The sequence below is a fragment of the Chromatium okenii genome, assembly GCF_002958735.1.
Classification (GTDB): domain Bacteria; phylum Pseudomonadota; class Gammaproteobacteria; order Chromatiales; family Chromatiaceae; genus Chromatium; species Chromatium okenii_A.
The window spans coordinates 80536-102484 of sequence record NZ_PPGH01000037.1 but is presented as its reverse complement, the minus strand read 5'-3'; the positions used below and the strand labels follow the sequence as shown (position 1 = coordinate 102484).

General features: G+C 50.0%; 30 protein-coding genes and 1 pseudogene. 28 read left to right on the top strand and 3 right to left on the bottom strand.

Going from position 1 to position 21949, the window contains the following annotated elements:
- The first annotated feature begins 148 nt into the window (after positions 1–148).
- The 20 genes from CXB77_RS12315 (at position 149) to CXB77_RS12215 (ending at position 14800) form a co-directional block, all read left to right on the top strand.
- The gene (locus tag CXB77_RS12315; protein WP_172452664.1) at positions 149–1651 is read left to right on the top strand and encodes a PEP-CTERM sorting domain-containing protein; all 1503 of its coding nucleotides are present in this window, start codon (positions 149–151) and stop codon (positions 1649–1651) included.
- 172 nt (positions 1652–1823) lie between these two features.
- On the top strand, positions 1824–2009 hold the full coding sequence (locus tag CXB77_RS12310; RefSeq protein ID WP_105074153.1) for a type II toxin-antitoxin system HicA family toxin: 186 nt from the start codon (positions 1824–1826) through the stop codon (positions 2007–2009).
- 1 nt (position 2010) lies between these two features.
- The gene (locus tag CXB77_RS12305) at positions 2011–2226 is read left to right on the top strand and encodes a type II toxin-antitoxin system HicB family antitoxin (RefSeq protein ID WP_242445690.1); all 216 of its coding nucleotides are present in this window, start codon (positions 2011–2013) and stop codon (positions 2224–2226) included.
- A gap of 300 nt (positions 2227–2526) precedes the next feature.
- Complete coding sequence (dhiT, locus tag CXB77_RS12300) at positions 2527–2796, top strand: type II toxin-antitoxin system toxin DhiT (RefSeq protein ID WP_105074152.1); 270 nt, start codon at positions 2527–2529, stop codon at positions 2794–2796.
- A gap of 11 nt (positions 2797–2807) precedes the next feature.
- Entirely contained in the window at positions 2808–3041 is a 234-nt protein-coding gene (locus CXB77_RS12295) for a DUF2442 domain-containing protein (protein WP_105074151.1), read from the top strand.
- A gap of 84 nt (positions 3042–3125) precedes the next feature.
- Entirely contained in the window at positions 3126–3338 is a 213-nt protein-coding gene (locus CXB77_RS12290) for a type II toxin-antitoxin system HicB family antitoxin (protein ID WP_105074749.1), read from the top strand.
- A gap of 109 nt (positions 3339–3447) precedes the next feature.
- Positions 3448–3639, top strand: coding sequence for a type II toxin-antitoxin system HicB family antitoxin (locus CXB77_RS12285; protein WP_105074748.1), 192 nt, complete (start codon positions 3448–3450; stop codon positions 3637–3639).
- Positions 3636–3812 carry a type II toxin-antitoxin system HicA family toxin gene (locus CXB77_RS12280; protein WP_105074150.1) on the top strand — a complete coding sequence of 59 codons (177 nt, stop codon included), beginning with the start codon at positions 3636–3638 and terminating at the stop codon, positions 3810–3812. Before CXB77_RS12285 ends, CXB77_RS12280 begins: the two co-directional genes overlap by 4 nt.
- A 109-nt stretch (positions 3813–3921) precedes the next feature.
- Positions 3922–4116: a hypothetical protein gene (locus CXB77_RS12275; protein ID WP_105074149.1), complete on the top strand. Its 195-nt coding sequence runs from the start codon at positions 3922–3924 to the stop codon at positions 4114–4116.
- Positions 4117–4360: 244 nt separating this feature from the next.
- A complete protein-coding gene (locus tag CXB77_RS12270; protein ID WP_105074148.1) occupies positions 4361–6058 on the top strand; it encodes a cation:proton antiporter in 1698 nt (565 codons plus the stop codon).
- Positions 6059–6136: 78 nt separating this feature from the next.
- Complete coding sequence (locus CXB77_RS12265) at positions 6137–6802, top strand: protein-L-isoaspartate O-methyltransferase family protein (RefSeq protein WP_105074147.1); 666 nt, start codon at positions 6137–6139, stop codon at positions 6800–6802.
- 134 nt (positions 6803–6936) lie between these two features.
- Positions 6937–9435 carry a response regulator gene (locus CXB77_RS12260; protein WP_105074146.1) on the top strand — a complete coding sequence of 833 codons (2499 nt, stop codon included), beginning with the start codon at positions 6937–6939 and terminating at the stop codon, positions 9433–9435.
- Positions 9432–11132 (top strand): EAL domain-containing protein, encoded by a 1701-nt coding sequence (locus CXB77_RS12255; protein WP_172452663.1) that lies wholly within the window; start codon positions 9432–9434, stop codon positions 11130–11132. The genes CXB77_RS12260 and CXB77_RS12255 overlap by 4 nt, the downstream gene beginning before the upstream one ends.
- Positions 11129–12070: a CHASE domain-containing protein gene (locus CXB77_RS12250; RefSeq protein ID WP_105074144.1), complete on the top strand. Its 942-nt coding sequence runs from the start codon at positions 11129–11131 to the stop codon at positions 12068–12070. Before CXB77_RS12255 ends, CXB77_RS12250 begins: the two co-directional genes overlap by 4 nt.
- Positions 12071–12116: 46 nt before the next feature.
- On the top strand, positions 12117–12275 hold the full coding sequence (locus CXB77_RS19800; protein ID WP_172452662.1) for a hypothetical protein: 159 nt from the start codon (positions 12117–12119) through the stop codon (positions 12273–12275).
- Complete coding sequence (locus tag CXB77_RS12245) at positions 12256–12450, top strand: hypothetical protein (protein ID WP_105074143.1); 195 nt, start codon at positions 12256–12258, stop codon at positions 12448–12450. The genes CXB77_RS19800 and CXB77_RS12245 overlap by 20 nt, the downstream gene beginning before the upstream one ends.
- Before the next feature lie 69 nt (positions 12451–12519).
- The gene (locus CXB77_RS12240) at positions 12520–12972 is read left to right on the top strand and encodes a histidine kinase dimerization/phospho-acceptor domain-containing protein (RefSeq protein WP_172452661.1); all 453 of its coding nucleotides are present in this window, start codon (positions 12520–12522) and stop codon (positions 12970–12972) included.
- Entirely contained in the window at positions 12951–13202 is a 252-nt protein-coding gene (locus CXB77_RS12235) for a sensor histidine kinase (RefSeq protein WP_105074141.1), read from the top strand. Before CXB77_RS12240 ends, CXB77_RS12235 begins: the two co-directional genes overlap by 22 nt.
- Positions 13199–13561 carry a sensor histidine kinase gene (locus CXB77_RS24670; protein ID WP_105074140.1) on the top strand — a complete coding sequence of 121 codons (363 nt, stop codon included), beginning with the start codon at positions 13199–13201 and terminating at the stop codon, positions 13559–13561. Before CXB77_RS12235 ends, CXB77_RS24670 begins: the two co-directional genes overlap by 4 nt.
- A 642-nt stretch (positions 13562–14203) precedes the next feature.
- Positions 14204–14800 carry an HD-GYP domain-containing protein gene (locus tag CXB77_RS12215; protein ID WP_105074137.1) on the top strand — a complete coding sequence of 199 codons (597 nt, stop codon included), beginning with the start codon at positions 14204–14206 and terminating at the stop codon, positions 14798–14800.
- 168 nt (positions 14801–14968) lie between these two features.
- Here CXB77_RS12215 and CXB77_RS12210 read toward each other — a convergent pair.
- Positions 14969–15323 (bottom strand): annotated as a pseudogene (locus tag CXB77_RS12210) (nucleotide pyrophosphohydrolase).
- 254 nt (positions 15324–15577) lie between these two features.
- Here CXB77_RS12210 and CXB77_RS12205 point away from each other — a divergent pair.
- Together CXB77_RS12205 and mobA are read left to right on the top strand one after the other, a co-directional pair.
- Entirely contained in the window at positions 15578–16315 is a 738-nt protein-coding gene (locus CXB77_RS12205; RefSeq protein ID WP_105074136.1) for a carbonic anhydrase, read from the top strand.
- 15 nt (positions 16316–16330) lie between these two features.
- On the top strand, positions 16331–16975 hold the full coding sequence (mobA, locus tag CXB77_RS12200) for a molybdenum cofactor guanylyltransferase MobA (RefSeq protein WP_347338133.1): 645 nt from the start codon (positions 16331–16333) through the stop codon (positions 16973–16975).
- Here the strand turns inward: mobA and CXB77_RS12195 are convergent.
- Complete coding sequence (locus tag CXB77_RS12195) at positions 16942–18138, bottom strand: protoporphyrinogen/coproporphyrinogen oxidase (protein WP_105074135.1); 1197 nt, start codon at positions 18136–18138, stop codon at positions 16942–16944. The two genes, mobA and CXB77_RS12195, sit on opposite strands and share 34 nt — an antisense overlap.
- Positions 18135–18683, bottom strand: a complete 549-nt coding sequence (locus CXB77_RS12190; protein ID WP_105074134.1) for a hypothetical protein — start codon at positions 18681–18683, stop codon at positions 18135–18137. The genes CXB77_RS12195 and CXB77_RS12190 overlap by 4 nt, the downstream gene beginning before the upstream one ends.
- A gap of 104 nt (positions 18684–18787) precedes the next feature.
- Here CXB77_RS12190 and CXB77_RS12185 point away from each other — a divergent pair, with 104 nt between their 5' ends.
- The 6 genes from CXB77_RS12185 to CXB77_RS12170 all read left to right on the top strand — a co-directional run bounded on the left by CXB77_RS12185 (position 18788) and on the right by CXB77_RS12170 (position 21945).
- Positions 18788–19384 carry a cobalt-precorrin-4/precorrin-4 C(11)-methyltransferase gene (locus CXB77_RS12185; RefSeq protein ID WP_242445689.1) on the top strand — a complete coding sequence of 199 codons (597 nt, stop codon included), beginning with the start codon at positions 18788–18790 and terminating at the stop codon, positions 19382–19384.
- 192 nt (positions 19385–19576) lie between these two features.
- Positions 19577–20377 (top strand): adenosylcobinamide-phosphate synthase CbiB, encoded by an 801-nt coding sequence (gene cbiB / locus CXB77_RS12180; RefSeq protein WP_347338132.1) that lies wholly within the window; start codon positions 19577–19579, stop codon positions 20375–20377.
- The gene (locus tag CXB77_RS23925) at positions 20331–20498 is read left to right on the top strand and encodes a hypothetical protein (RefSeq protein ID WP_347338131.1); all 168 of its coding nucleotides are present in this window, start codon (positions 20331–20333) and stop codon (positions 20496–20498) included. Before cbiB ends, CXB77_RS23925 begins: the two co-directional genes overlap by 47 nt.
- 12 nt (positions 20499–20510) lie before the next feature.
- Entirely contained in the window at positions 20511–20687 is a 177-nt protein-coding gene (locus CXB77_RS22045) for a hypothetical protein (protein ID WP_242445688.1), read from the top strand.
- Positions 20609–21265, top strand: a complete 657-nt coding sequence (locus tag CXB77_RS12175; protein ID WP_242445809.1) for a cobalt-precorrin-6A reductase — start codon at positions 20609–20611, stop codon at positions 21263–21265. Before CXB77_RS22045 ends, CXB77_RS12175 begins: the two co-directional genes overlap by 79 nt.
- The gene (locus CXB77_RS12170; RefSeq protein ID WP_105074133.1) at positions 21262–21945 is read left to right on the top strand and encodes a Crp/Fnr family transcriptional regulator; all 684 of its coding nucleotides are present in this window, start codon (positions 21262–21264) and stop codon (positions 21943–21945) included. The genes CXB77_RS12175 and CXB77_RS12170 overlap by 4 nt, the downstream gene beginning before the upstream one ends.
- Positions 21946–21949: the final 4 nt, after the last annotated feature.

The window sequence follows — 21949 nt, the reverse complement described above, 5'->3', positions numbered from 1 at the left end:
TCTTTTATTAACTTTTTGTTTTTAGATGTCAAGGGAACACTGATTTATTCGATTATTGCGTGATTAAAAATCAGATTGTTACCACGAGTCCCGCCATACGCTATTTAATCAATGTTTCCCTAACTCCATACACAAGAGAACTTGTATGTTGAAAATTAAACCAGTGCGCCGAAAACTCATATCCACGCTCGCAATAACACTGGGGCTGAGTGTTACTACGGTCAAGGCAACTACGATTTGGGATCCCGTCACCGAATTCAGCATCAATAACGGCAATCCCAATGGCGTCTGGTCATATGGCTGGATGCCCACGAATTTCAGCAGCTTTAATCCTTATACGAACGTCCGACCAACGACCCCGTACCCAGGATGGTATCGACCTGGTAGTAGCGGTGAATACTTGACACCTACGATTATGCGCAACGACAGTGGTACACAGGCATGGGGCGTCGCTCCCGGACAATTGACTTTGCACCCGGGGCGAAGCTACGAGCCTTCCGTACTGCGCTGGACAGCGCCCGCCAACATTACAGGATCGGTGACTATTCAAGGGCTGTTCTTGGCAGGCGATTCTGGGCAGATGCAGGTGGATGTCCGCAGAAACGGCGTCGAGATTTGGCAAGCACAGGATCACGGCGCGTTCGACTTGGTCGCCAACGTGGTGTCGGGCGACACGCTAGACTTTGCGGTATACGGTGGTTGGGCCTATGGAAACACACCCCTTGCGGCGCTCCTGACCCTCAGTGATACGCTTCTCGCTTCGACGCCGCCGGTGACAAACACTCCGCTTGCCAGCGCGGGTCCGACTTCTGCCGCTTATGTCCAAGGTGCTCAAACTCTGCCGGGTGCATTGAGCACTTCTACGTGTTCAGGTACAGCAGCCAATACGAGCGTGTCTTCATTGGAATTGCGAGCTGGCTCGGCGCTAACGATGTACGAAGGAGATAAACTTACTGCTCCTAACGGCGTTTTTATTGATGTCGGCGCTACGTTACAAGGTTCCGGCACCATCACCGGCGAGGTCATTAACAGCGGCACGATTCATATCCTTCTCCCTATTTCATGCGCTGATTTAAGTAGTGTTAGCAATATCACTGGTAACAGCATTGCCAATTTCGGCACTACCTATTTAGGAGGCGGCAGCGGCAGTAGTGGTAGCGGCGGCGGCAGCAGTGGTGGAAGTAGCGGTGGTTATTATGCTGGTGATATTACTAACGCTGGCACTATCTCATTTGAGCGAAATTTCGATGGTGAATTCCTTTTAGATGGTGATTTTTCTCAAACTGCCAGCGGGCAAACCATCTATGACATTGCTGGGTATCTCCAAGGCACACAATATAGTTATTTGCATGTCACAGGAGCGGCTGATCTTGCCGGCACATTCGCGGTTAATTTGCTTGATTCGTTCATTCCCACTGACGCATCCACTTTTGACATTTTTCAAGCTGATGGCGGAATCACATTTAATCCGGCAGACTTCAATTTAAGTATGCCCACCGGATTTGATTGGTCAGTTGTTGATAACAGTCTAATTAGATTGACCTATCATGGAATTAGCGATGGAGCCGTATCTGAACCCACAACATTAGCTCTTTTAGGTTTGGGCTTGTTGGGAGGAATGGCTTTCCGTTTATCTCGAAAAGCAGCGTAGACGTAGTGCCGTAGGTTGGGTTGCCGCTTTTGGCAACCCAACAACTAACAATAAGCATCTAATAACCAATTCAAAAGTGAAAAAGATGGCACTATTTTTTGGTATTTAATGGCACTCAGGTTTGATGATCCAGAAGATCAATAGAGATTGACTCCAGAAAATTTAGCAACCAATGAAGATTACGGAAATCTTAGCCATGCTTAAAGATGACGGCTGGTATTTGGTTGCTACAAAAGGGAGTCATCGTCAATTCAAACATCCGACAAAACCGGGGCGCGTAACAGTTCTTGGAAAACCAAATGATGATGTCGCACCTGGAACCAAAAACAGTGTCTTCAAACAGGCAGGCTGGAAGTAAAATGATGCGCTATGCAATTGTCATCGAAAAAGCAGCGGGCAATTTTTCCGCCTATGTTCCTGATCTTCCCGGTTGTATTGCTACGGGTAGCTCGGCTGAAGAAGTCGCAAAGGAAATCAAGGATGCTATTGATTTCCATTTGGAGGGTATGCGAGATGACGGAATCACACCGCCTATTCCACAAAGCTATGTCGAATATGTGGAAGTTGCAGCTTAACCAATTCAAAAGCAAACCTCGCTAACGCAGCCTTTATTGCAGAATGCTGCGTTAGCGGAGTCGCTTAACTTATTAAATAGGCATCGCTTTAACTGCCCACTTCTTCACAGAGATCAATTATGAAAGCAGTCAAATTTACATCTTGGAAGGATGGTGAGTTTTACATTGGTTTCCTCAATGATTATCCCGATTACATGACCCAAGGTTTAAGTCGGGCGACATGATTGGTATACGAACAAAAACAAAGCGATCCCAAATAAACCCAGTATTTTTCTCAATACAAACCAAAAAAGATCATCTATGCCTGCAATTTCTATGTTCTATGGAATTTTGATCTTGATGTATTTTTACGATGACAAAAAACATCATCTGCCTCACATTCACGCTGAATACGGAGAGTATGAAGCATCTATTGCGATAGAGGATGGTGCTGTCTTGAGTGGAAATCTTCCATCTTCAAAACTAAAGCTCGTTCAGGCATGGATTGAAATTCATCGTGAAGACTTGATTATGAATTGGAAGCTGGCGGTTTCTGGAGAGCCCGTATTTAAGATTGATCCGCTACGCTAAAGGAAATTTAAGTGGATAAAATAATTAAAGCCACACCGCTTGATGACTATAAAATAGAAATACTAACAAGCAATGGTATTTCAGGCATATTTGATGTGAAACCATATCTGAAAGGGAGTGCATTTAATGAACTAAAAAACCCATCATATTTCAAATTAGTTCGACCTGCACATCATGGAATATCATGGCCGCATGAGCAGGATTTAAGTTCGGACACGATTATTTATGACATTCAAAATGCTTAACATGGCACTACATTCAACGAAAGGAAATTTAGCAACCAACGAAAGTTTTAGTCATGTTCAAAGATGACGGCCGGAAGTAAAATGATGCGCTATGCAATTGTCATCGAAAAAGCAGCGGACAATTTTTCCGCTTACGTTCCTGATCTTCCCGGTTGTATTGCTACAGGGAGCTCGGCTGAAGAAGTCGCAAAGGAAATCAAGGAGGCTATTGATTTCCATTTGGAGGGTATGCGAGAGGATGGAATCACACCTCCTATTCCACAAAGCTATGTCGAATATGTGGAAGTTGCAGCCTAACAAGCGGTTCAAAAGCAATTTATGCAGCTCTTATTCTAAAATACCGTGCCGGCGGGATCGCTTAACCGATGCGTTAGGCGCAAAGTGAAAACCTAAAATGAGTCTCGCCATGAACAGCAAGATGAATATGATTTATTGGAAATCCGAAAAATTTTGGTTAGGTAAGCTTCTTGAGCATCCTGAGATTATGACTCAAGGTGAAACACTGGAAGAACTAGAAGTGAATTTGAAAGAAGCTTATTTGTTAATGGCAATGGAGGATGTACCAGAGCAATACGATATAAAAGAGATCGCGGTGTGAAAAGAAAGGAATTTATTAGAAGCCTAGAAACTCAAGGGTGTCGTCTCCAACGCCACGGATCGAACCATGATATTTTTCTGAATCCAATAAACGGTAAGAAGCAACCTGTGCCGAGGCATCCCGAAATCGATGACCAACTTGTAAAACATATCCGAAAGCACCTTGGTTTATAAGCGCCTAACAACCAATTAAAAAGCGAATCCCGCAGACGGCTCAACACTTATTCTACAACGCGGCGCTAGTGGTATAAAACAGAATCAAGACACTGAAGAAAATGACGATATGCGAGAAGAATATGATTTTTCCCGTATGAAGGATGGTATTCGAGGAAAAGACGCCAGTGTATTTGAAAACACGGCAATAACCGTCTTGCTTGATTCTGATGTTGCAAAAGTATTTCCAAATTCTCAGGCGGTAAATGAGGCTTTGCGTACCTTAGCCAGAGTATTAAGCAACGCAGAAATAAACGCTCAATAAGCACCATTTTAGACCATCACTCCTGCGCTAATGTGAATGAAAAAAGCCCCGCTAATGTGGGGCTTTTTTTGTGTCTGTATTTAATCGGCGCGTTTAACCCCAGCAGATGTCAAAATTCCTGACCCACGCCAATCCATCGCTGGCAAGCAGCGGTTTACCCGAAAACCGGAGCTTGGCAACGCAACTGCTAAACTGCGTGACCATTCGCATTTCATCGTTTTTCTGCTCGCGGGACATTTCAATCATGGAATTAAACAGCTTTGTCCTGTCTGCGATTGTGTTGCTGACCGCAGCGTCGCTGGCGGTCACGTTGTTCAAACATCTGGGGTTGGGATCAATTCTGGGGCTATTGGTCGCGGGCATCGCCGTTGGACCGCATTCGCCGGGACCGATCGTGACGCCACATGTTGATGACGTGCGCGATTTCACCGAATTGGGCGTGGTTCTACTGCTATTTGTCATTGGTTTGGAGATGCAGCCCAAACGATTGTGGGCGCTGCGCCGTGAAGTATTCGGGCTGGGCACGGTGCAAATTCTGCTCTGCGGCGGCGCAATTGCTGGCTACATCGCGCTTTATCAATCGACATGGCAAGCCGCGTTATTGATTGGCTTGACGTTGGCGCTGTCATCGACTGCGCTGGTAATGCAAATGCTTCACGAACGCGGCGATCTGGCGACTCGGCACGGCACGGCAGCGTTCGCAGTGCTGTTGATGCAGGATTTAGCGGTCGTTCCGCTGCTGGCGCTCGTCCCACTATTTGCGGATCGCGGCATCGAAAATCCCGCGCCCTGGTGGGAACAATGGCTGATAGTGGGCGGCATGATTGGCATGGTGTTAATGATGGGGCGTTATGTGCTGCCATTTGTATTAGAACGGCTGCTGCGCCAAAACAACCGCGATGCGTTTGCGCTGGTGGTATTGCTGTCAGTCTTTCTCGCCGCTGGCGCAATGCACCACGCTGGATTGTCAATGGCGCTCGGCGCATTTTTAATGGGAATGCTGCTGTCATCGACACGTTTTAGCTTTCAAATTCAAGCGCATATCGAACCATTCAAAGGCTTGTTAATGAGCTTATTTTTCGTCGCAGTTGGCATGTCAATTGATCTGCCAGCAATTGCTGCCGAGCCGCTGCTATTAACGCAGCATGTGCTGGTTATTCTGAGTATTAAATTGATCGTGCTGTTTTTAATTGCGCTGATTTTCGGATTATCACGCGGCACTGCGACCCGTTTAGCATTCATGCTGGCGCAGAGTGGCGAATTCGGTTTTGTATTATTTGGTTCTGCCAAATTGATGGACGTGATTGACAGCGACACCTTTGCGCTCGCAGTGAGCGTGATTTCCGTCAGCATGTTGGTGACGCCATTATTGGTGCGCCTTGGCGATGCGCTGGCAAAACACGCCGAGCACCGCAGCGGTATCACCAAATACTTCGATCAAGCCGCCACGGGAATTCCAGTGAAAGGGCGCGTGGTGCTCGCCGGCTACGGGCGCGTCGGACACACCATCGCCACGCTGTTAGAAGTCAATCAAATTCCGTTTATTGCGTTTGATACCAATCCGATTTATGTCGAACGCGGCGAGCGGGACGGACGAGCGGTGTATTACGGCGACATCGGCAATCCCGAATTGCTCCACGCCGCGCAAATCGGCAGTGCGGCGCTGGTGATTTTGACCATTGATCACGGCTTAACTGCGTTGCAAGCGGTGTCGCATATTCGCGTTGCTTATCCACATGTTCCCGTGATTGCCCGCGCCCGCGATTTGGAAGCCTGCGGCAATTTGCTCCGCGCTGGCGCGACTCGCGCTTATCCCGAAGCCATTGAAAGCAGTTTGCGGCTCGGCGCTGAAGCACTGGAAATGCTGGGCGTGTCCACCAGCGAAGTCGATCAACTGCTGTCTGGTGTACGCAGTCAAGGTTATGCGCCCGTCGTTGAATAGGCGCGGTTGCCGTCACTAGCGAAACTCAGTAGGCTCATTTACCACTAAAAACACAACACGTTAGAGGACAAACTCGCCATGAATGACCCCTTCGCCCAAGCCTGTTTCAACATGATTCAACAGCAAGTTCGCCCTTGGGATGTACTCAACGACCGCGCTTTGGAAGCCATGGCTGCGATTGCCCGCGAGCACTTTGTTCCAGAAGCGTATCGCGGGCTGGCGTATGCCGATTTTCCAGTGCCGATCACGCCTGAAGTGCAGATGCTCGCGCCAACCGTCGTCGGGCGACTGCTGCAAGCATTGGATGTGCAACCCGGTGAACGGGTACTCGAAATTGGTACCGGCAGCGGCTACATCACTGCCTGCCTGCATCATCTCGGCGGACGAGTGCTGAGTTTAGAAATTGATCCTGCGCTGGCTGCCGCAGCACGAGCACGGTTGGCTGCGTTAAAAATCAACGGCGTGGAAATCCGCGATGGCGACGCGCTTGCCGGTCCCGTCGCCGGTGGACCGTTTGATGCCATTGCGCTCAACGGCTCCATGCCGAGCGCCGCATTGTTGCCGCTGCTGCGCAAACAATTGGCAGTTGGCGGACGGCTGTTTGCCGTGATTGGCGATGCGCCAGCGATGACTGCAACCTTGATCACGCGCCACACCAGTCACCATTTCGACACAACCACGCTGTTTGAAACCTGCATTCCAGTACTGTCTGGCGTGGTGGAACCGGAACGATTTGTTTTCTAACGGCATCACCAGAATTCCAACGCATTAAAGTTGTCAGTTGATGGTTGTCAGTCAAAACAACGTTGTCACTGAAAACTGCACACTGACAACTCCATCAACTGCGCCACCTCTAGCATTTACCGAAACTATTAACCATGACTCCGACACAACATTTGCGAGCGTTGATTGAAGTGCTCTCAACGCAGGGCTGGGAACATCAGCACGGAATGCACTTGGCTGAAGTTGGGCGACAGATTCTTGAGCAATATCGAGGTTCTAGCTGGATCGAAGTGATCGGACGAGCAGAGGCGCTGATTGGCGTGTTGGGCGAATTCATGCGCGATACGCCGCTGATGTCGCGGCTGCTGCCGGTGTTACGAGCGGCGGAGGGTTTAGCCAATTTATTGGAAAAAGGTCAACAAATCTGCGAACTAGATTTAACGCTGTTGCCAGCACAACCGCAAAATTGGATGTTTGTGGCGATTCAAGACAACAAACTGCTGCCAACTACACTATTAACCGCACTGCGCACCCTCGGTTTTATCGTGGAGCTGCAACCCGCTCATACCGTACTGGAATTTCTGCGCCAGCACTTAAACCGGGTGCACACGATTTTACTGGTAGACAGCGCATGGTTGAGCACCTATGCCGCTGATTTACGAGCACTATTGCCGGAAGCAACCACGCTGACGCCGCCATGCTCACCGCTGGTGGTGGCATTACTCGACACCGAAGATTTTGCGGTGCAATTGGCAACCCGACAGGCCGGAGCGCGGCTGCTGCTGGAGCCGCCGATAACGTTGGAGCGCTTGCTCAGTGAACTTGCAGGCGTGGCATGGATGCCGAGAGTTCCTTATCGCGTGTTACTGCTCGATACGCCAGAGCAACTGGAACAACATCAACAGATATTGCACGAAGCCGGCTGCGCAGTGCTGGCGGGTTCCGATCTGCATGAACTGTGGTCACAAATTGATGCGTTTGCACCGGAAACCTGCGTGATTAACGCCACGTTGCCGACCTGTTTGGGCAGCGATGTCATTGCACTGCTGCGGCGGCAAAAACGCTTTGCGCGGCTCGCCGTCATTTCGCTCTCTGCCGCAGAAATTAACGGTCATCCGCTGGCCTGTTGTGACGGCAATGGCGAGGCGTTTTTTACCACGCCCGTAGTTCCGAAATGGCTGGTGATTGGCGTGATGGCGCGAGCGCGGCAGTTTCGGCGTTTTGAAACGGTGTATGCACAGCGGCGGCAGGCATGGCGCGAATTGAACGATTTGAAAAAAGCAATTGATCGTCATGCCATTGTTTCTATTGCCAGTGCTGACGGCACGATTACCAGCGTCAATGCGAAGTTCTGCGAAGTTAGCGGTTATCTGCGCGAGGAACTGATTGGGCGCAATCATCGGCTGATTAAATCCGGCTATCACCCGCCGGCGCTGTTTGAAGGCATGTGGCGCACCCTGACCAGCGGGCATATTTGGCAGGGCGAAGTGCAAAATCGGCGCAAAGATGGGCGACCTTACTGGGTGCAAGCGACGATCGCGCCGATTCTCAACGATCAAGGACAGCCTGAGCGTTATGTCTCCATTCGTACTGACATCACCGAACAAAAACGCCTGTTGAGTGAGCAAAAACGGCAGGGGCGCTTATTGGAATTGCAACGGCAGGCGCTGGCGCAATTCATCGCCACGCAAGACTTGAGTGCGACTTCATCGTTGTTGTTGGATGGTCTGCTGATTTTGACTAAAAGTGCGCATGGCTTGATTTTGGAAGCAGTTGAAAAACCTGATGGCAGCATCGGTTTTAAGCCGCAAGCCATCAGCGGCATTGCGTGGAATGATCAGACTCGGCAACTGCTGGAAGTAGCGCAGGTCGAGGGCATGGAATTTCGGAATCTGCAAAATCTATTCGGTACGATTTTGCGTGCTGGCGCAGCAGTCATCGTGAATGACTTTGATCATGCCGCTCACGCCTTGCCATTTCCAGTGGGGCATCCGGTCATTCATGCGTTTTTAGGAATGCCCATTCGCAACGGCGATCAATTACTGGGCATCGTCGGTTTAGCCAATCGCCCCGGTGGTTACGATCAAGCTGAAGTAGATTTTCTGCAAACGTTAACCATGACTTACGCCAGCATTCTCGATGCAGCGCGATTGAAAGTGGTGCAGCAGCGCGTTATTCGAGAATTAACGCGGACGCAAGTGGAAAATCCGCCCGCCAATAAATCTACACCCTGTTCTAAAAAATTGACTTCTTTGATCAATCCACCCAACCCCCCTTTGCCAAAAGAGGGCTTGTCAAGTATTCCAGTTTCGCCGAAGGATTCTGCAACTCCACGAGCAGGGGGGATTTCACCCGTGCCGCGCATCCTCATTGCCGAGGACAACATTGCAAATCAAGTGCTGCTGCGGATGCAGCTCGAATTGCTGGGTTATACCGCTGACATTGCAGCGGACGGCGCAGCGGCGTTGGCGAAATGGAAAGACGGCGGTCACGCGCTGTTATTAACCGATTTGAATATGCCGGGCATGGATGGTTTGGCGTTGACACGTTCGATCCGCGCTGCCGAGCAGGAACAAGGCGGTTATCTGCCGATCCTTGCGATCACGGCGTCTTGCCAGCCAGAAGTCGCGCCCGTTGTATGGCATCCGGCATGAGTGAGGTGCTGAATAAACCTGTTGATCTCCAAGACTTGCGTGACCGCATCGCCCACTGGTTGCCGCACACCGTCACCCATGACGACACCGTTGCGCCGATTCACACTCCGGCTGCATCCGACCATCGCGCCATTCTCGACACTGCGCACATCACCCGCATTGTCGGCAATCTCAGTCAACGACAAATCCGCGAGCTGGTCGATTTATTCACTTCGACGGTGCGCACCGAGCTGATTGCGGGGCGAGAGTTGTTGCGCACGGTGGATGCGCGGGCGCTGGCGCTGTTGATGCACAAAATCAAATCCTCGGCACGCATGGTTGGAGCGCTGCATTTTGCGGGGCTGGCGGAGCGACTGGAAACGGCAGCCAATGCCGGACGTCTTGACGCAGTGTCAGTGCTGTTTACTGAGTTAGAACATGCACTTGGTGACGTGGAAACCTTGGGCGAACAACTGAGTGTGTCGGCATCACCCGTCATCAATCACGAATTACCGCCAACGTTGCCACCCGAATCCTTGCCTTATAGCGTGTTGCTGGTGGATGACGATGTGATTGTGCGCCGCCAAACCGGGCTGCTGTTGTCGGCAATCGGCGTGACCGAAATTTTGACCGTCGCCAGCGGTGAAGCTGCGTTGCTGGAAATTGAACGCGCTGGCGTGATCGGTATTGATTTGTTGATTACTGATTTGAAAATGCCGGGCATGGACGGCATCGAATTTTTACGGCGGCTGGCGCAAGTCAATTATCCGGGCGATTTGATTATTGCCAGCGGCGTTGATGCGCAGTTATTGCATACGGTGGCGGATTTAGCGCGATCAAAAGGCTTGCATCTGCGCGGCGCAGTGAAAAAGCCATTAACCCGCGAAAGTTTGACTGAATTATTAACAGCACGGCGGCAAATGAGTCATCAAATCATTCCGGTGCTCGCGCCAGAAATTATGGGCGAAGACCTTCTGGACGGTATTGCCGGCGATGAATTCAGCATCATGTTTCAACCCAAAGTAGACGCAAATACATTAGAAGTTATTGGCGTTGAAGCGCTGGCGCGATGGCATCGCAATGGGCAAATGGTGCGCCCAGATTTATTCATTACTGCGGCGGAGCATTTGGGATTAATTGCGCCATTATCACGAGTGCTGCTGGCAAAAACGCTTGAAGGCGCGAATGAATTGTTTACGGCGGGTTTTAAGCTGGTGATTGCATTTAATCTTTCTGCTAATTGGTTATCTGATTTGCAATTGCCGGAGTTTATTGAAAATAGTCTGAGCAGCAGCTTGTTAATGCCGGAAAACTTAATTTTAGAAATTACCGAAACCACGCTGCTGTCCGATTTAGATGTTTCAATGGATGTGCTCACGCGCCTGCGCATCAAGGGTTTCAAGCTATCAATTGATGATTTCGGCACAGGTTATTCCTCAATGGAGCAGTTGCAGCGTATTCCCTTTGGTGAATTGAAAATTGACCGCAGTTTTGTACAGGGCGCAGGTGAGCGCCCCGCAGTACGCGCTATTCTCGCTGCCAGTATTAATATGGCACGCAAACTCAATCTTTCTACTGTTGCTGAAGGTGTAGAAACGCAAACTGATCTGGATTTAGTGCGCGGTTTAGGTTGCGATTTGGTGCAAGGCTGGCTGATTGCGAAAGCCATGCCTGCGGCGGAACTCATTGATTGGCTAAAGCGACGCAGCACTGAATGAGTAATTACAACAACACATTAAGTAGCACTGCATTATTTTTACTTGCGATAGGATTGGCGTTGGCAGCATTTTTTATTGAGCGCGTTAATGACCATCGTCACGCCGAAGTGATACGCCATTCGGTGCAAGATCGTCTTGAAATAGTGGAAAGCCGTTTAGAAAGCAATTTAATCAGTGATATGCAATTAGTGAAGGCTTTGGTTGCAGTTGTTGCAGCCGATCCTAATCTCGATCAGAAGCGTTTTACACGGGCAATGAAAACGCTATTTGAAGGTCATTCCCGACTAAAAAATATTTCCGCTGCGCCTGATTTAATCATTCGGATGATGTATCCAATTGAAGGTAATGAATTAGCCATTGGCTTAGATTATCGCACTCTTCCGAATCAATATCCTGCGGTTGCATTGGCGCAACGCACTCGAAAAATTATACTCAACGGTCCAATTAAATTGATACAAGGCGGCTGTGGTTTCATTGCCAGAATTCCAATTTATTTAGATACTGAAACCGCAAAAGAGGTATTTTGGGGTTTGAGTTCTACCGTGATTCACTGCGAAAAGCTCTATAAAGACAGCGGTTTATTGGATGAGACGCTGGAATTAGACATCGCCATTCGAGCGCGGAATGATGGCGAAGCATGGGGATCGGTGTTTTTTGGTTCTACTGAAGTGTTTGAAACTGCGCCAGTACTGACAGAAGTTTCATTACCTTATGGCGCATGGCAATTGGCCGCAATTCCACACGGCGGCTGGCCGCAACACGCTGAAAATCTATGGACGCTGCGTATTATTCTATTGATTGTGGGCGCACTGGTATTTTTTCCAGTTTGGGGATTATTACGCGCACTCCACCGTGCCAATGCTGCGCAAGAGAGTTTAGTGAATGCGCTGTCATTAACTGAAGCGACGCTAGAAGCAACGATAACGGCATTTTGGTAATCAAACACAAGGTCAAGTCGTATCGTTTAATCAACGCTTTGTAGAAATGTGGCGCATTCCAGATTTGTTATTAGATAATAAAGACGATCAGCTCTTTCTAGCGCACGTATTGGAACAATTGGAATCTCCGCAGCATTTTTTAGAAAAAGTGCAGACATTATATGCACAACCAGAATTGATTTCTCATGATACTGACGTTTATTGACGGGCGCATATTTGCGCGGTTTTCGCATCCGCAGCGAATTGGCACTACCATCGTTGGTCGTGTATGGAGCTTTTTGGATATTACTGAACAAGATCGCGCCGAACGCAGCGTGAAAGAATTAACCTGGATGGTGACAGAAGCATTAGATCGTTCTGAACGGCAGCGCGTCAATTAGAATCATTAATCGCAGCAATTCCCGATCCAGTGTGGATGAAAGATTCCAATGGCGTATTTTTATCATGCAATGCGAATTCAGCAAAATGATGGGTGCATCAATTACCGAAGTTATTGGCAAAACGGATGCGGATTTTTTCCCGCAGAAGTTGCTGCGCAGTTTCGCGCTGACGATCAAATTGCCGCTGAAAGCGCCACGCCTATTCTGTGCGAAGAGTGGATTACTTACCGTAGTGACGGTCATCGGGCGCTGTGGGCAACGGTAAAAACTGTTTGGTCAACGGATGGGCACAAATTGCTCGGCGTTCTCGGCATTGCCCGTGACATTACCGAACGTCAAACCTTGCTTGCTGAACTCAAACAAGCGCATCAAGCTGCGCTCGCTGCCAGCGACGCCAAAAGCAAGTTTTTATCTACCATGAGCCACGAATTGCGCACACCATTAAATATCATTATTGGTTTTGCGCAGATGCTTGATTTAGGTGCTCCTAATTCATTGTCATGCAACAGCGCGAAGCAGTAAATCACATTCTGAATAGCGGACACCATTTGCTCAATTTAATTAATGAAGTGCTTGATTTAGCGCGTATTGAATCGGGACTATTGGATTTACATCTCGAAAACGTAGCATTTTTACCGCTGCTTGATGAAGTTATTGGGCTGTCACATCCCGCTGCCGCAGCACGCCAGATTACTATTTACCGTGATGTGTCAGTCAAGAATTATGGCTACAAGCGAACGAAAGGCGACTGAAACAGGTATTACTCAATCTATTATCGAATGCTGTAAAATACAATCGTGATGGCGGTCAAATTAAAATTGATTGTGCGTATCAAGGTAATCAAGCACGAATTAGTATCGCCGACACTGGCGTTGGCATTCCACTGGAACATCACACTGAAGTATTCCAACCTTTTCATCGCTTTTCAGCGGAACAATCAATAATTGAAGGTACTGGAATTGGATTATCAATTTGTAAAAGTCTCATTGATGCAATGGGCGGAAAAATCGGTTTTGAAAGCACAGTTAATCAGGGGAGTTGTTTTTGGATTGAACTATTTAAATCCGAGCAACTTACGCCTGAAATTAATTCAGTTGCATTAAATACATGAATCTAATTACAGATGAAATTATTACTGCGATACTGCGATGGAATTTAGTATACACACCAGAGTTTTACTGCGGTTATTCAGTGGTTGGATTGTACTTTCACTGCTGATTGGCGGAATTGTTTTCTATTTTGAAATGAAAAAAGTTGATGATCGGGTGTTAAAGCTCGCAACGCAAGAAGTAAGCACCTTTACCATTGATATTCTTGATCATTTCAATCTGATTGACCAAACGCATGCCGATATTTTACAAAAAATTCAACTAAAAGTTGCTGATTTTTGCAACAGCATTTCATCGTTATTGAATTATACGACGCCTCTAAACAAAAATTTTTAGAGCAAACGAAACCCGAAGCAAAATTAATTGAAGCAGAACTAAAGCAATATACACATTCATTTCCGCTTGAAAACACGGTGCAATATAACAAGTTTTATATCCATTCCAAAATTTATATGCAGGTATTGCTTCCGCTCAAAAATAGCCAAGCAGTTAGCTGGATATTTTGAAGGTTTATATCAGGTTGATGATATTACGCTGCGCAGTATTCGCAATGATGTTGTGCATATTTTGTTATTGGTTGTTATTGTAGTATTTGCCACATCCATTGTGCTTTACCCGCTGATTATTTCACTAACCGCGATCTAATGAAGTTGTCTGATGATTTGCTTCAGGGTAACACAGAATTGATGGCGGTATTAGGCAGCGCCATTGCTAAACGCGATTCTGATACCAATAGCCACAATTACCGCGTCACCATTTATGCGATTCGTTTAGCAGAGGCTCTAAAATTAAATCCTTTTGATATTCATCGTTTAATCGCTGGGGCTTTTTTACATGATGTCGGAAAAATTGGGATTAGCGACAACATTTTGCTTAAACCCGACAAACTCACTGCGGAAGAGTTTGCGATTATGCGAACCCATGTGTTGCTTGGCGTAGAAATCATTGCCCATTCAGCATGGTTAATGGGAGCCCGCGAGGTCGTGGAATATCACCATGAGAAATACGACGGCAGTGGTTATTTGCAGGGTCTTAAAGGCGATGAAATTCCATTTAATGCGCGTATCTTTGCCGTTGTTGACGTATTCGATGCACTCACTTCGCGTCGTCCTTATAAAGCGCCTATGGAGTTCAATGATGCAATGGCAATTCTGCATCGTGATCGCGGTCGTCATTTTGATCCAATAGTTGTAGATGCCTTTAATGTTATTGCGCGAGATTTACATCAAACACGGGTTTAGCTTCTGATCAAGCATTGAAAGTAGAACTTGCTTGGCTGTTACAGCAATACAGGTCACTTTCTAATGCAATTAGAATTGATAAAAAAGCGCGTCAATCGTATTTAAAAATAAAAAAAGAATCTCCTTCCGTTGACTCGTTTTGGAGTTTATGATGATTTTGGCATTCAATCAGTCGTCGTATTCTCCTGCTCGCCGCGCATCACCACGCACTTTTTCTGCTGGATAGCGCACTGCGTTAATGGCGATTTTTTCATTTGCCGCAGCGATTAAATCAATATCTAATCGCTCAGATAGCGAATCAGGTACAGCAGAATATCCGCCATTTCATGCGCGACTTGCTGCTTTTTTTCATCGCTCAATGTTGCGCTTTGCGCTGCGGTTAGCCATTGAAAATGTTCTAACAGTTCACCAGTTTCGCCTGCCAGCGCCATCACTAAATTTTTGGCGTGTGAAATTGTTCCCAATCCCGTTCGTGGGCGAATTGCAGTAAACGTGCGTTTAATTGATCGAGACTATCTGACATTTAGAATTACCTATTAACCTAGTTAAAACCAATTTGCGCAGTCACGCGCTACCGGCAATTTAATGTGTACTGCATTATTTTGGTGAACTTTTTTGTAATCTATTGACTTAAACGCACAACACAAAATACTTCTATCCAGACAAATAATCAAGTGCTAGAATCGGTCACGCATGACCACCTTTTTACGATTGTATTAACCTGATAAAAACTGACCTTTACGCGGTTATTCGTTGTTTTTTATGAGAGCGCAGATGATGAAAAAAACGACACTCATTAGTTTAACATTGTTAGCAGGCAGTGGATTTGCATTTGCTGGACACGGTGCGCATTGGGATTATTCCGGCGCAGAAGGTCCTGAGCACTGGGGCGAACTCGATTCGCATTTTAGCACCTGTCAGAATGGCAAAGCGCAGACGCCAATTGATTTAACGCACATGGTCGATCAGCAATTGCCGCCGATTGATTTTCATTATCGCCCGGATGGAGATGATGAAATCAATAATGGTCACACGATTCAAATCAATTACGAGATGGGCAGTTCAATTACGCTCGACGGTCACGAATACATGCTCAAGCAATACCATTTTCACACGCCGAGTGAAAATCATATTGGGGGAAAAGAATTCCCAATGGAAGCGCATTTGGTACATGTCGATGCTGAAGGTCATCTCGCAGTCATTGCCGTGATGTTCCAAGAAGGTGCGGAAAATCTGGCGTTGACCGTGCCCTGGTCGGCGATGCCTGCGCATGTTGATGAGGAAACGCATTTGACCACTCGCGCTTCCGCTGAGGCGTTGCTGCCGCAAGATCGTAATTATTATCGGTTTACTGGCTCGCTGACCACGCCGCCGTGCACTGAAGGCGTAACTTGGTTGGTGATGAAACATCCGGTCACGGCGTCGGCAGCGCAGATTCACCAGTTTGCGCAGGTGATGGGGCATCCCAACAATCGCCCGATTCAGCCGCTGAATGCGCGAATCATTTTTGAATAAGCGGGATTTTTGCGAATGATGACGGCAACTGCACCGCTGCCGTCAGCGATTACTGGCGTGATTCTCGCTGGCGGGCGGGCGCGACGCATGGATGAACGCGATAAGGGATTGATGTTGTTGTCGAATCGCCCGCTGGTGGCATGGGCAATTGCGGCGCTGAAGCCGCAGGTGACGACGCTGCTGATTAGCGCCAATCGCAATGTGGCGCGTTATGCCGCCTACGGTTTTCCGGTGGTGACGGATGAAATAGCGGATTTTGCCGGACCGTTGGCGGGGATTTTGAGCGCGATGACAGTGGCGCAAACTGCGTGGTTATTGACGATGCCCTGCGATACGCCGCATTCACCGGTGGATTTAGGGCAGCGGCTGGCGCAGGCAGTGATCACGGAACAGGCGACGCTGGCGGTTGCAACTCTCGGTCGCCAGCGCCAGCCATTACACGCGCTATTGCCGGTGGCACTGGCGGCGGATTTGCGCGAATACCTCGCCAGCGGTGAGCGAAAAGTGGGCACTTGGTACGCTCGGCAGCGCGTGGCATGGGTCGATTTCAGCGACCGACCCAATGCGTTTATCAATCTCAATACCTCTGCTGAATTGCGCACTCTGGAATTAAAAATGCCGTCGAATCAATCGCCAAACAGCCGCGTCACTTCTGCCTGACTGCGCGTCAACGCATCTTCAATCGACACTCCGAAAAACCAGTTGCCCGTTACACCGAGACGCTTGCCAGCGAGCGCCGCATCCAGTTGTTGCACCACGTCAACATGCCCAAAACGCAACGCTGGCAGCCGATTATGAATCTGCGTGTGCGCAGCGATGCGCTGCGGAGAAACGTTCAACACTGCGCAGGCATGTTCAATCTGCGCTTCTTCGCACAGCACGCCGGGGCGGAAATGAAAGGCAAAACCGCGATAACGGTCATCAGGCAGAAAATCCCGCGATACCGCTGAATAAAACGCATCGTCCACTGCGATCAATCCGGCGAGCGGTTTCAGTGCTACATCCGCTGCACGAAACACCAGCACCAGCGTTTCAATTTCCGCCATGCCAATGTTTTTAACCAACATTTGCGCGGTTTCAAAACCTGCCGGCAGCAGACTGGCGGCAATATCCGGCGGCACGGCGAGCGTGAGATGACCGCAGCGCAGCGTGTCGCCATTTTCGATTTCAACGCGAAACCCGTCGCCATCACTGACAATTCCGCTGATGCGCTGACTGGTGCGCACCGTAATTGCGGGTTGCGCCGCAATTGCTTCGGCAATCGTCGCCAAACCTTCGGCGAAGGTGAACGCTTTAATCATGTCTTTGCGACGCGGTTTGCGGCGAAACAGCGCCTCGGTCGGATAATCGTCGGCTGGCTGGCAAATGACGGCAGCGAAAGCGTGACGCAGCAAATCCCGATAATTGCGTTGACCCAACACGCTGCCGTAATAATCAGCGACGCTGCGTCCGTCTTTCGGCGCAGTAAACAAGCGCGGAATGGAGCGCAGTGCCTCGAAAATATGCAGCGCCGACACAATCGACCGCCGCTTGCCGCCTTTCCACAACGAATAACCGACCTTGACTTTGGCTTGTGCCTGCGCAGTTAAGCCGAGATCGTCCAAAATGGTCAGCAAATTGCCGTAGCTGTTAAAGCAAGTGTGACCGCCAGCTTCGACCCAAAAATTATCAAGCGCGGCGAAATGCGGGCTGTTGAGACAACCGCCGACGCGGTCGCTGGCTTCCAACACCAACGTCGATAAACCTCGCCGAGCGGAAAAATGCGCCGCACCAAGACCGCTGATGCCTGCGCCGATGACGATATGGTCAAAATCTGTGCTCATAATTCTTCGCTGTCTTTTCGTTTGGGAGTGGTGGAATCAATCGCAGCAAGCGAGAGGTGACTGAGATCGGCGATTGGCGCTGGCGTGATGGGAATTTGGCAGTCTTCGAGACTCCAATTGGTTTCCGTCACGAGACTTAAATAACTGGTATCCAATGCTGACATGTTAACGACCGCCTCCTGCTCGATAAAGCCTTCTTGCGGCAGCACCGTCAACACTTCCGGCGCGTCAATGAAACGCGGATTGGCGCGATCAACGGCTTTTTCAGTGACGGCTGGCGCAACTGGTGTTGGTGTCTCCTCCACCACTGCGGCAATTGGCATCAACTGCAACACTGCGCCGATGCGGGCAAATGCCAATTCAAACTTTGCGGCGGTCGCGGCATCGGCATCGGCGCGTACCAACACCGGCTGCCCGCTAAACAATCGCTCCACGCCCGCCGCATCGAGTTTGAATAACGCTGCAAGTTGCTGGCGCACGAGCGCAGGATCAGTACCCGCCATCAGCGTTCCATCAAAATAAAGATCACAATGAGTATTGGTCATAAAAGTTACGCAGTTGAAAAAAGTTGGCAGTTGTCAGTTAGCAGTGATCAGCCAAAAATACAACGGTCACTGAAAACTTCTTTAATTACAACGGAGCGCCGAACATGGGTAAGGTGTGGTTTGTTGGAGCCGGTCCTGGTGCGCCGGACATGATTACGGTACGCGGTGCGCGATTACTCGCTGAAGCGGATGCCATTTTGTATACCGGTTCATTGGTGGCGGAAACTGTTTTGCAATGGGCAAAACCGGAATGTGAAATCACTGATTCTAAAACGATGGCGTTGGCAGAAGTCACTGCATGGTTATTGGATCGCGCCCAGCGCCACGCAGTGGTGGTGCGGCTGCAAACTGGCGATCCAACGTTATACGGCGTGGTTGCCGAGCTGGCGCGACCATTCGATGCAGCGGGAATTCCGGTTGGTATTGTCTCTGGCGTGTCCTCAGCAATGGCATCCGCTGCTGCCGCTGCCGGTGAATGTTTGACGCTGCCGAACTCACGCAAACGGTTGATTTTCACGCGGCTGTCTGAACGAACCGCAATGCCGGAAAGTGAATCCTTTGCATCGCTCGCCGCGCACGGCTGCACATTGTGCATTTTCCTGTCGATTGAACGAATTGATGCCGTGGTTGCGCAGTTAATCGCAGCAGGCTGGGCAGAAACGCGCCGATCGTCATCGTCCACAAAGCACTTGGCCAGATGAAGTGGTGTTGCGCGGAACCTTGATCGACATGCGCGCAATGCCGCGCCGCACAAATTGACCGTCAAGCGTTGATTTTAGTGAGTCCGGCGCTCGGAGCACGATTACGCGCCAGCACCACCACGTCCAAATTGTACGACGCAGCTTTTCCGCGACGTTTCCGTCCAGCACCATCAGCATCCTGAGTGTGCCGCCATGAGCTTAATTTTATTCGCTTGTTTGCTTGATCTCACCTTTGGCGATCCGGTCTATCGACTGCATCCAGTGCGGCTGATTGGCGATCTGAGCGCATTGATTGAACGGCAATTTTTCGCTCGCGGTTGGAACGAACGCTGGGGCGGTATCGCGCATGGATTACTGGTAATCAGCGCAGTGTTCGCCGTATGGCTGGGCATTCGTGCTGGCGCCGCGTGGATTCATCCGCAGCTCGCGCTGCTGTGGGATTTATATCTGGCTTACAGCCTGCTGTGTTTGCGCGATTTGTTAGAACAAGGTCGGCGCGTACTCCGCAATTTGGACGATCTGCCCGCAGCGCGAAATCAATTAACACAATTAGTTGGGCGCGATACCGCGCCGTTGCAGCGTGACGGCATTGTCCGCGCCACGATTGAAAGTCTGGCGGAAAATCTCACTGACGCAGTGCTGACACCGCTGTGGGCGCTGTGTTTATTTGGCTTGCCGGGGCTGCTGGCGGTCAAAGTTATTTCCACGCTCGATTCGATGATCGGCTATCAAAATCAACGTTATCAAGATTTTGGCTGGGCAGCAGCGCGATCTGACGATTTCATTCATTGGCTTCCAGCGCGACTCTCAGTGCTGGTGATTGCGACTGCTGCTGCGTTGTTACGGTTACATCCGCTGCTGGCGCTGCGCACGGCATGGCGCGATCACGCGCTGCTGCCGAGTCCGAATTCGGCTGGAGCGAAGCCGCTTGTGCGGCGCATTGCGGGTGCGTTTACTCGGTCCCGTGTGGCGCAACGGGCAAGTGGTCAATGAGCGGTTTATCGGCAATTCTGCGTGGCCTGCCGAGCTTGACGCGACGGATTTGCAGCGGGCGTTGACGCTGATTTTGGTGTGTTATCCGCTGGCGCTGGCGCTGGGTTTGAGTTGGCAATAACCGAGTAAGCAATTGATTAATAAGCATCTTTTAATTCTCGGCGGCACGACTGAAGCCTACGCGCTGGCGAGGCACTCGCGCCCTGCGATGATTTACGGGTCATCACGTCGCTGGCGGGGCGCACCGCGCAACCGCGCATTCCCGCTGGTGAATGGCGTAGCGGCGGGTTTGGCGGCGTCGCCGGACTGACGACCTATTTGCGCGAGCAGCGGATTGATGCGGTGATTGATGCGACGCATCCGTTCGCAGCCGCGATGACGTGGAATGCGTTGGAAAGTTGCCGCGCAGCGAAAGTGCCATTGCTGCGTTTGGAGCGCCCAGCGTGGATTGCTGCGCCGGAAGATCGCTGGGAATTGGTAACAGATTGGGCGGAAGCGCGAGCCGCGTTGATTGCAAACGGAGCGCAGCGCGTGTTGCTGGCGGTCGGGCGGCAGGAACTCGCGCCATTTGCGGAATTGCCCGACATTTGGTTGTTGATTCGCGTCGTCACTGCGCCCGATCCGCTGCTGCATTTTCCTGCGTCGCAGATATTGCTGGCGCGGGGACCATTCGACTTGGCTGGCGAACGGGAATTATTCACCGCGCACAACATCGACACGATTGTGTGTAAAAACAGCGGCGGCGACGCAACTGCTGCCAAATTGATCGTCGCCCGCGAGCGCAATCTGCACGTCATCATGCGCCAGCGTCCACCGCGCCCAGCGCAGGAATTGGCAACAACGGTTGCAGAATCAATTCACTGGCTGAATCGGCAGCTTACGGCATGATCGACGAATTGCGCCGAGGCACACTGTTTTCGCGGCTGGATGCAGCGCAATTGGCGCGAGTCAGTCTCCACGCCAGCCGCGTGATGCTGGATGCCGAACAAATGCTGTTTTATCAAGACGATGCAGCAACGCGCTTTTATTTGCTGCTGTCCGGGCAAATGCGGTTATTTCGGTTGGCGGCTGACGGCGGCGAAAAGGTGATTGAGATCGTCAACCCCGGTCAAACCTTTGCCGAAGCGTTGGTTTTTCTCAACGCGCCGCGTTATCCAGTCTGCGCTGCGGCGCTGTGTCCATCGCAATTGCTCGCCATCGACGCCGCTGATTTCGCCAGCATGTTGCGCGATTCGGTGGACACCTGTTTTCAATTGCTCGGCGTGTTGAGTCAACGGCTGCGCGGTTTGATTGGCGAAATTGATGATTTGACGCTGCACACGGCGACCAGTCGCGTGGCGCGTTATTTGGTTGCCAAACGCGAGCCGGGGCAGATGCAGATTGAATTGGCAGTGCGGAAAAGCGTGTTGGCGTCGCGGCTATCGGTGCAACCGGAAACGTTTTCGCGGGTGATTAAAGCGTTGAGCGAACAGGGTGTCATTCAAGTGCTGGGCAATCAAATCACGGTGCGCGACTTAAACCGTTTAATTCAAATCGCAGAAATAGATGACCTAATTGCGCCAGCGTGACGGC